At 70.5% G+C, this 5056-nt stretch carries 4 protein-coding genes and 2 pseudogenes; all 6 read right to left on the bottom strand.

Annotated features, from left to right (window positions below):
* A partial coding sequence (locus GT354_RS55845) for a helicase associated domain-containing protein (RefSeq protein ID WP_202512139.1) occupies positions 1–807 on the bottom strand: 807 nt, incomplete at its 3' end.
* Positions 808–1275: 468 nt separating this feature from the next.
* A complete protein-coding gene (locus GT354_RS21530) occupies positions 1276–1482 on the bottom strand; it encodes a hypothetical protein (protein ID WP_161357985.1) in 207 nt (68 codons plus the stop codon).
* Positions 1483–1740: 258 nt separating this feature from the next.
* A pseudogene (locus GT354_RS21525) lies at positions 1741–2289 on the bottom strand (transposase).
* Positions 2286–2825 (bottom strand): winged helix-turn-helix domain-containing protein, encoded by a 540-nt coding sequence (locus tag GT354_RS21520; protein WP_161357986.1) that lies wholly within the window; start codon positions 2823–2825, stop codon positions 2286–2288. Before GT354_RS21520 ends, GT354_RS21525 begins: the two are co-directional and overlap by 4 nt.
* Positions 2826–3200: 375 nt before the next feature.
* Positions 3201–4547, bottom strand: coding sequence for a carotenoid oxygenase family protein (locus GT354_RS21515; protein ID WP_161357984.1), 1347 nt, complete (start codon positions 4545–4547; stop codon positions 3201–3203).
* 253 nt (positions 4548–4800) lie between these two features.
* Positions 4801–5056 (bottom strand): annotated as a pseudogene (locus GT354_RS21510) (hypothetical protein); the annotation flags it as partial.

Raw genomic sequence — 5056 nt, 5'->3', positions numbered from 1 at the left:
GCCGTCGCCGCCCACAACCGCACCGCCCTCCTCCACGCCGACCCCGCCGCCGGTCCTCTCGCCACGACCTTCCGCGCCACCGACGCCCGAAGCCACCGCCACACCGTCCTCGACGCCGCCGCCGCCCGCCGCGCCACCTTCGAACACCGCTGTGCCGGGTTCGGGCGCGATGCCCAGTTCCCGGAGTTGCTCGATCTGCCCGGGCCGCAGCTTGCCCCACACACCGGGCGTGACGTGCCGCTGCGCCCATCTGCCGATGTCTTCGCCTCCGGCGATGTGTCCGGGGGCGAGTTCGTCGAGGGCCCCGCCGCGCGCGAGGAAGAGTCGTACCTCGTTGGCTGCCCTCTGCCAGGCGATGGTCCATCCGTCGGGCCGCCACCACGGGTCCAACTCCCGGATCGCGGCCTCGCGTTCGGGGTGTGCGTCCAGGACGCCGTGTCGGCGTTGGTTCGCCGGCCACCGACCCACCCGTACGCCGTCCTGGACGGCGTTCTGCGGTGCGGCGAGGCGTCCGACGCGTTCGAGGTACCGGTGCGCTGTGGCGAGTCCGTCGTCGAAGGCGGCGTCGGGGTGTGACCACACCATCCCGAGCATGACGAGCTTGCGCACCCGGTCCTTCTGCAGGCGTCCCGCGGTGTACTCGCGTCGTTGGACGGCGGCCCATTGTCCGATTGGGTATTTATGGTCGTGCTCGTCGCGCGCGTCGAGTGGAATCCTCAGATGACCCTGCGTGCGGAGGAAGCGCCTGGCGGCGAGGTAGCTGCGGGTCCAGTCGCGTTCGTCGGGGTCGATGACCCGCAGCCGCACGAAGTCCGCGACGGCCGCGGGGTCACGGGGTCACGGGGGCTGGAGAACCGCAGGAACGGCCGCGTCTCGGCCGCCACGCCTTCGCCCGACCCATCGAGCGCCCGACGGCCCGCCCGGACCCACCAGGGCCCCGTCCACGCCCTCGGCGACCCCCACGCCGCCCGCCCCCACGCCGCTGTGGGGGAGCATTTCAGTGGTGGGGTGGGGTGATGGCTGGGCTGGGGTTTCGTGTGTTGGTTGAGAGTCCGGCGTGGTGGGTTGGTGGTTTCGGGTTGTGGTGGCGGGGGGGTTTCGCGGGGCGGGTCCGGTGGTGGTGGCCTGGGGTTTCGTAGTTTCGGGGGAACGATCCGGGTTTTCTCGGTGATGTATTGATGCGTCGTAAGGTAGCCGCGGGTTTTTGCGGGGATTTCGCGGTGTGGGTGGCCCGAGGCGGGTGTCGGCTCTCGTCGGGAGGCGGGTCGTTACCGGTCAGGCAGGGTGGTGGTGGAGCCGCGCCCACAGGAGGTCGTCGGGCGGGACCACCAGGCGGGGGAGTTCGAGGTGGCCGGCGATGTGTCCCAGGGCCCGTGTGTGCCGCCGTGCGTAACGCGCCTCGTGGGGCGTGTCCCGCGGAACACGGTGGGGGAGTGTGGTCAACGCGCGGGCGAGAGCGATGGTTTCGGGATAGGTGACCACGGGGCGGGCCAGGAGAGCGGCCGAGACGCCGCCGGTCGCGGTCAGGGCGGGATTGCCCGCGGTGAGCCGGCCCTGCGAGTGTTCGGGTTGGTGTCAGCGGGTTGCCGGCAGCGGTTCCGGGTCCGGTTTCTCCTTGCTGAGCTGGGCTTTGTCGGTCTGATTGCGGGATTGCCGGCTGACGTGGGGTGACCAGTCTGCTGTCGTGACTTGCCCGAGGGCGTTACCGAGGTTTTCGTCGTGATGTCGGTGGGTTGGTTTTCATTCCCTGGATCGGATGGTGAGGCCGGTTTCGGCGAGGCATCCGTCGATGAGGTGGGGGCGTCGTTGGATGTGTCGGAGGCCGTGTCCGATCATGGGGACCAGGTGGTCGGCGTCGGTGAAGGCAACGTTGCCGGTGAAGTCGCGACGGACCAGGGACCGGATGCCCTCGACCGGGTTCAGGTCGGGCGCGTACCTCGGCAACTGTCTGATCGTCAGCCAGTCGTGCTCGGCGGCGTACTTCCGCAGATCGGCCGCAGATCGGCGGCGCGGTGGGTGTTCGGATTGTCCCGGACCAGGACGATGGGGCCGCCGAGTTGCAGGTGCGCACGCACGGCAAGGTCGCGATAGTCGGTCCACGCGAAACTCCTGCGCTTCCCCTTGCGGCGCGTGTGCACGCGGTGTCGGTGGATCGAACGGGAGCGTTCACCCGGCTGGTAGCAGGTCAGTGAGTGCGGCGATCGAGACCCGACTGCGGGAGCCCCCGCACACCCGCACCACCGGAGTGACCCCGCGTCGTCCCCACGTGCGCGCTCGCGGCGGCGTCATCGACGTCCCGGCCTCGTCCTCGAAGACGATCCACGCGTCGAGCGCCGCCGCGGTGCTTCCACGGACGGCCGCGTCTCCCGTACCCGACCCCGCACCGCGTCCTCGTCCCGCTCGACCGCCCGCCGAGCCGGCTGTTGACACGACCACCCGGCCCTCCGCGACAGCTCCCACACCCCATGGATCGAGTACGTCACCCCGAAACGACGTCGAATCACCGCCTTCACCCGCATCAGCGTCCAGCGCTGATCCTCCCAGCCATGGGCTCTCGGACCCAGGTCCAACTCCCGTTCCAACGCCGCCACTTGCGACGGATCCAGCCTGGGGAGCGACGCCGGCCCCGCGGACCGCAGGCCTTCGACACCCGCCTCACGCCAGGCACGACGCCACCGCTCGACCGATCGACGCGCCACCCGTGACTCGGACGCGATCACCGCGTTCGACTCCCCATGCTCGAACCGCTCGGCGGCATCCAACCGCAACCGCTCCCGAGCCGCGCGTTCTTTGGGAGTCAACCCACCACCTTGCGCATACCGCATATCCACGGCATAGCGCCAAGGATCTTCAACCGTCCACGACATCACGACGAAAACTTCAGTGATACGTCCGCCGACTCGAGCAAGGCGCCGTGGCCGCGCCTCGGCCGCCGGCACTGCCGAAGCCGCGGCGGGCATCGCGTTGGATCATGACCCATCCGCCCAGCCTCCGGCCCGAGGGGACACTCGCCCCGGCCACGCCCCTCGTCGCGGGACAGCGGCCGACCGCTGACGTGAGTCGGGCCGTGCGGTCGGCGGGAGGGCGACGCCTGTGCGCGGGCCGTGTTCGGCGAGCCGACCATGTCGCCGGACGGACGGGTCGGGTCTCCAGCCCCGCCGGACCTTCCCGACGGGGCGTCGACCGACGCGGGACGCGCGTCAATTCGGGTCCGGGATCCAGGATCCGTGGATCATGGCCGGGACCCGGCGCGGCAGGTGCACGGTGGCGACCGGGGTCGCGGTCAGGTCGCGCGCGTCGAGGACCAGGAGTCGCGAATCGTCGGAGTTGAGGTCGCTGACGACGGTCAGGAGGTAGCCGTGGTCCTCGTCCACCGCGTCGGCGGCGCCGACGAAGACCGCCTCGCTGGGGAGTTGGCCGACCCCGACGGGGCGCAACCGGCGCTCCCCGGTGACGCGGTCGTACTTCACCAGGGTGTGGTTGCCGATGCCCTGATCGTCAGGGAAGGCGAGGGCGTACTGGTAGCGATGGACACGGCCCAGGCGAGTCTCGTTGATGGTGGGGAATTCGACGTTCAGGTCGTCGGTCTGCTCCTCCCGTGCGGTTCCGGCGCCGGGATCGACCACCCAACGGCGGCCGGTGGAACCGGAGACCGGCTCCGCCCCGCGACCGGGTGCGCCCACCCACCAGTTCCACGAGCGCTGCCAGCCGTCACGGTCGACCGTGACGCCTTCGATGACGATCCGGCCGAGAACGTCCTCGTAGGCGTTGGCGAAGTGCATGCCGAAGCCGGCCTCGATGTCGAACCAGCGCACTTTCGCCGCGCCGCCGTCGCCCTGCGGCAGGACCCCGATGCGGCACCGCTGGGCATCGCTCCAGGCGTACGGGATGCCGGAGTGCTCGGTCGGGTCGAAGGTGACCGACCCCTCGAGGAAGACGACGTGGTGCTCGGTGATCGCGAAGTCGTGCTTGAGCGCGGCCGACGCGCCCGGGATTTCCTGGCTCTGCACCAGAGCGCCGTCCGCACCGACGACATGGTGGGTGAGGAACGGCGGGAAGGGCGACGACGCGAAGAAGTGCAGTTCGCCGGTGACCGGATCCTCCTTCGGGTGCGCGGTCATGGAGGAGTGGAGCCGACCGCCGAAGTCGTACGCGCCGATCGTGTCGAGCTCGGGCGTCAGTTCGTAGGGCAGCGCGGACTCGCACAGCGCGAGCAACCGCCCGCCGTGTTCGATGACGTGGGTGCCGGCGGTGCTGACCCTGAAGTCCGGGCCCTGCTCCGTGATGTAGGGCGCGCCGTCCAGGGCCGGAGTGCGCACCCAGCGGTTGCGGTACCACTCGGCGTTCCCGTCCCGCAGCCGGATGCCGTGCACCATGCCGCTGCCCTTGAACCAGTGTGTCGGGACAACGCCCGGCTTGGGGTTGTGACTCGCGCGCAGCAGCCGACCGGTCAACTCGGCCGGGAGGGTGCCTTCGACCACCAGAGAAGTGGCGGTGACCTCGTCGGTGACCGGGGTGTAGTGACCGGTCAGGTAGGGCTTGTTCATCGTGGGTCCTCTCGGGCTTCGACTTCGGGCTTCGAGATGTCGGCTTCGGCGTGTTGATCGTGGTGGGCCGGTTACGGTGCCTGTCCTCGGCGAGTGGGGCCTCGGATGCGCGATGGTCCTGCGAGGGCCCCGGGGTCGTGTCCGAAGAGGGCCTCGGGGTCGTGTCCGAAACCGTCGGTGCCCGCGTCGCAGGGAAATCGGCCGGCCTCCGACTTCCCTCTTCCACCGGGGTTTTCGCCGTTTCCGTCACGGCTCACGTGGCGGTCTCCTGTCCCGGGGGCGTCGTGACGTGGGTGCCGCGGTGGCCGTCCGGGGCGGGGGGCTGTGGTTCGACGCTCGGTTCGGCACTGCCGCCGGCCGCCCCGTTCGTCGGCTGGGATCCGCCCCGGCTGCGGGCAGCCAGGAGTGGGACGAACAGCGTGCCCACGGCGGTGATCGCCGCCGAGACCAGGAAGGCGGTCCGATAGCCCTCGGTCAGGGCCGCCGCGCGAGACGTCCCGGGAAGGAGC

The organism is Streptomyces sp. SID3343 (genome assembly GCF_009865215.1).
Taxonomy (GTDB): domain Bacteria; phylum Actinomycetota; class Actinomycetes; order Streptomycetales; family Streptomycetaceae; genus Embleya.
This window is presented reverse-complemented; position numbering and strand designations above follow the sequence as displayed.

What these genes read in the sequence shown, in the direction of transcription:
- GT354_RS21520 (WP_161357986.1), bottom strand. Translation starts at nt 2,825, where the DNA reads ATGCGGTATGCGCAAGGTGGTGGGTTGACTCCCAAAGAACGCGCGGCT.
- GT354_RS21515 (WP_161357984.1), bottom strand. Translation starts at nt 4,547, where the DNA reads ATGAACAAGCCCTACCTGACCGGTCACTACACCCCGGTCACCGACGAG.